At 64.3% G+C, this 4,287-nt stretch carries 3 protein-coding genes; all 3 read right to left on the bottom strand.

What is annotated here, in order from left to right; genetic code table 11:
• Positions 1-195: 195 nt before the first annotated feature.
• The 3 genes from ACPGXI_RS15770 to ACPGXI_RS15760 are packed head-to-tail and all read right to left on the bottom strand — an operon-like array spanning position 196 to position 4,169.
• Positions 196-1,602, bottom strand: a complete 1,407-nt coding sequence (locus ACPGXI_RS15770) for an NAD(P)/FAD-dependent oxidoreductase (protein ID WP_526654569.1) — start codon at positions 1,600-1,602, stop codon at positions 196-198.
• A gap of 53 nt (positions 1,603-1,655) precedes the next feature.
• Positions 1,656-2,546 (bottom strand): sterol desaturase family protein, encoded by an 891-nt coding sequence (locus tag ACPGXI_RS15765; RefSeq protein ID WP_526654597.1) that lies wholly within the window; start codon positions 2,544-2,546, stop codon positions 1,656-1,658.
• 51 nt (positions 2,547-2,597) lie between these two features.
• On the bottom strand, positions 2,598-4,169 hold the full coding sequence (locus tag ACPGXI_RS15760) for a carboxylesterase/lipase family protein (protein ID WP_526654567.1): 1,572 nt from the start codon (positions 4,167-4,169) through the stop codon (positions 2,598-2,600).
• Positions 4,170-4,287 lie beyond the last annotated feature (118 nt).

Here is a 4,287-nt window from a genome sequence, read left to right as displayed (position 1 = left end):
ACGACCCAACAGACGCAGACCCAACAGACGCAGACCCAACAGGCATAGCGCCCCCTTCGCTCTTCCCGCCCTGACGGCGTGTGGCTTGTGTAACAGGCACATCGCGATCGGGAAAAGGGGCGTTACATATGACCCATCAAGGACAGTCGGGAGCGTTCTGCAGGGTCGGATCAGTCGAACAGCTCAGGAATAATCTCAGGAATCGAAGCCCAGGCCGAGGGCATCGAGTGCCCGCAACAGCATGTTGCGACGTCCGGCGGAGTGGTCGGCGCGGTCCAGCGACCACCTCGTGGCCTGAATCCCGATGCTGGCGATTGGCTCTGGTGGGAACGGCAGCGGCTTCTTGCGAACCATCTCCAATTGGCTACGGGGCGTCTCGGCGCCATCCAGCAGATCAAGGCACACATCGGCCGCGAACCGGGCGGCGCCGACGCCGAGCCCGGTGAATCCGTTCACGTAGGCCACCCGGCCCTCGCGGGCCAGTCCCCAGTGCGCGCAGAACCGAGTGTTGGTATCGATGGCGCCGGCCCAACGATGGGAGAACCGGACGTCATCGAGCTGTGGGAAGGTGATGAAGAAATGCGCTGCCAGCCGACGGTAGCTCTGTTGGCGGTTCTCGTAGGCGGAGTTGACGCGCCGGCCGAAGTGGTAGATCGCGTCGTAGCCGCCCCACACGATCCGGTTGTCCATCGACACCCGGTAGTAGTGAAACTGGTTGGCAGCGTCGCTGACTCCCTGCCGGCGCTGCCATCCGATGCGATCGAGTTGGGCGTCGGTGAGTGGCTCGGTGGCTAGCACATAGTCATACACAGGAATGGTGAAAAGGCGGTTGCGCTTCAGCAGACTGGGAAACACGTTGGTTGCCAACACGACCTCGCGGCAGGTGACTGTGGGCCCGTCGGTGTGTACGAGCAGAGCGGCGCCGCCGGAGTCGATCCGGGTGGCTGTGGTGTGCTCGAAGACCTCGACGCCCAAACCGCGACAGGCCCGCGCCAACTCGAGTGCCAGTTTGGCGGGATTGACTATCGCACACGTGTCGGGGGTGTACAGACCTGCCAGGTACGTCGGTGAGTGGACTTCGTCGCGGACTTGTCCCTGGTCGAGCAATTGCCCTTGGTTCTCGGCCGCAGCCTGTTCCAGCCAGTCCACCTGATGCGCCTCGGTAGCCACCGACAGCATCCCGGTGCGCTGCCATTCGGTGTCCAAACCGAGTTCGGCGATCTCGGCCTGCATGCCGTCGAGGTTTTCGATTCCCAATGCCTCGAGGGTGTCGATCTCGTTGGGCCAGCGCGACTTACCGTTCTCGAGTCCGTGCGTCAGGCTCGCATCGACGAAGCCGCCGTTGCGACCGGAAGCGGCCCATCCGATGCGATCGGCCTCGACCAGCACAATGCGCCGGTCGGGGTGGCGGCGAGCGGCATGCAGAGCAGTCCACAGCCCGACGTAGCCGCCGCCGATCACCAGCAGGTCGCAAGTCACAGGACCGGACGGCGGGCCAAAGTCTGGACGCGGCATGTCCAGCCAGACCGATCCGAAGCTGCTCCCTGCCAGCGAGCGATCTATCTGCGCGGGATCGACATGCGCGTCGAAGACAGTCTCCACACTGCGCAGACTACGGTCTGTCTGAAGGCGCCGGTGTCGTTAGGGGCCGGTCGTTAGTACGCCCGCGCGGGGTCGTCGATTCTCGGAGCGCCCGTCGGCGCCCAGCCGGGTGGGCCGAAAATGAAGCCCAGTTTTTCCCGCACGCCCCGGGCAGCGCGCACATCACGGCCGATCGCGGCGTATTCGCGGGTTTGCAGTGTCCAGATGTTGAACGTGTCGACAGGCTTGGTCAATCCATAGTGCGGCCGGAACCGCTCGGGCTGGAACGTGCCGAATAGACGGTCCCACACGATCAGGATCCCGCCGTAGTTCTTGTCCAAGTACTCGGGGTCCATACCATGGTGCACCCGATGGTGAGATGGCGTATTGAAGACGAATTCTATTGGCCACCATAGCTTGTCGATATGCTCGGTATGAACCCAGAACTGATAGACCAGATTGACCGAGAATCCGGCGAACACCATCCAGGGCGGGACGCCCAACAATGGCAACGGGATCCAGATCAGGATCTCCCCGCTGTTATTCCATTTCTGCCGTAGAGCGGTCGCGAAGTTGAAGTACTGGCTGGAGTGATGGGCCTGATGGGTAGCCCAGATCAGCCGTACTCGGTGCGCGGTGCGGTGATATGCGTAGAACAGTAGGTCGACACCAATGATCGCAATCAGCCATGTGTACCACTGGTCCGCGGGCAGATGCCACGGGGCAACATAGGTGTAGATCGCCGCATAACCCAACAGCGCCAAGAACTTCCATGCCGCCAGCGTGAAAATCGATACCAAGCCCATCGAGATGCTGGCCAAGGAGTCGGGCGTGAGGTAGGCGCCCCGCCTCGGGCGAGCGGCGTCCGCAGGGTTTTCAAGGCGCTCAAGCTTGCGTGCTGCCGTCCATTCGATGATCAGCAGAAGCAGAAAGAACGGAATGGCGAAGAGAACGGGGTCGAGCATCTGCGGCGGCAAGAACTCCACGGCGGCACCTCCGAGGGATATCTACGGTCGTTACAGGAAGCTGAGGACCTCGTCGCCCCAAGCGCGGCGCACCTCGGCATCGAGGTCGTCGACCACCGAATCCTTCTTGTCGATGACCAGGGTGGGGCGGTCTTCGGCATCGTAGGGGCGCCACGTCGGTTCGCCGCTCAGCCCGGCTGGGTCGCCGCGTTTCGCGAAGTTGGTCCACCTGCTGCGCACTCGCTGGGACACCGCCGCACCGAGCTTGCGGCCACCCAGGGCGAACATCGGGTCCCGGGGTATGGCGCCGAGATTGCCCCACACGAAGGGAAGCTCGGTGGCATGCGCGGCATGCAGACGTAATACCCGCAGCATCGGGGTGGCGAAGTCGAAACGATAGAGGTAGACCGGCGCGACCGTGCGATGGCCGTCGGCGAACCAAATCGAAGGCATACGGAAGCCGAGGTCGCTGGCCACACCCATATGCCTGACCTTGCCGCGACCGCGGTAGGTGCCGCCCAGCTCGGCCTCGCTGGGCAACTGCAGGCTCGGCTGTTCGGCCGCGATCTCAGCGAACATTGCCTTGATGCTTTCGGGCTTGATGGGCATCAGCGGTGATTTCATCCATCGGAACAGCGCCGCTTCGTTTCTGTTGGTGCCGATGATCAGCGGCACCGGATGGGTCAAGCCCTGTCTGGCCAGGGTTACCGGGTAGTCCGGGACGATGTCTGCGTCAACGATCGGCGCGAAGGCCAGCCTGCCCGGGCTGCGCAAAGGTACCTCGTCGAACACCGTCCTGGATGCTTCCACGATCGCTTCGATCGGTAGGCCGGCCAGGCGTCCGAGATCCTGGGGTCCGATCTCGAGCACTTCGAGGAAGCGCTCGGCTACCCGGCGGCCACCGTCTGCGTGGTACGAGGACGTGACCGGCGAACTCTGAGCGATCGCGGCGCTGAACAGCCCAGCCGCTGCGGGGCTGCCCAGCAGCGCGGTCACCACGCCCGCACCGGCCGACTCACCGAAAAGCGTGACTCGGCCCGGGTCTCCACCGAACGCGGCGATGTTGTCGCGCACCCAGCGCAGCGCCGCGATCACGTCGCGGAGGCCGACATTGGTCGCGAACTGATCGGTGTCGGCGCCCAGCGTGGCTAGTTCCAGAAAACCCAGGGCGCCGAGTCGATAGTTGATCGTCACGACCACGACATCGCCATCGGCGGCCAATGCGCCCCCGTGGTAGAGCGGCTGGCTGGCCGACCCCAGGATGTAGGCGCCGCCGTGTACCCAAACCATCACCGCTTTGTTGGCGCCTGGCTGGCTGTCGGAGGGCGCCCATACGTTGAGCGTGAGGAAGTCGTCGCCTTGCGGGGCTCCGAGATCGATCGGGATTCCGGGGTCGGTCGGCTGCGGGCATACCGGACCCACCTGCCCGGCATCGGCGGGCTCTGTCCATGCTTTCGGCGGCTCGGGCGCCCGCCACCGTAGATCCCCGACCGGGGCTGCGGCGTAACGAACCGCCTTCCAGACCTTGATGGTTCCGTCGTCGACGCCGCGGACGGGACCGTGGGTAGTGTCCACCACGGGTCGTCCACCTGCACTTTTGCGGGTCGTCGCCTCCGCAGTCATGCCGAGCTCCTTCGGTCGGGCCTGGTACGGCAGGGTACCACGATGTCAGTCCCCTAGTTGCGAGGTGGGTCGGGGTCGCCGCGTAGGAGTTCGTCGGGGTGGTGGGCGTGGTTGATCT

This window comes from Mycobacterium sp. (assembly GCF_049608025.1).
Taxonomy (GTDB): Bacteria; Actinomycetota; Actinomycetes; order Mycobacteriales; family Mycobacteriaceae; genus Mycobacterium.
This window is presented reverse-complemented; position numbering and strand designations above follow the sequence as displayed.

What these genes read in the sequence shown, in the direction of transcription:
- ACPGXI_RS15765 (WP_526654597.1), bottom strand. Translation starts at nt 2,546, where the DNA reads ATGCTCGACCCCGTTCTCTTCGCCATTCCGTTCTTTCTGCTTCTGCTG.
- ACPGXI_RS15760 (WP_526654567.1), bottom strand. Translation starts at nt 4,169, where the DNA reads ATGACTGCGGAGGCGACGACCCGCAAAAGTGCAGGTGGACGACCCGTG.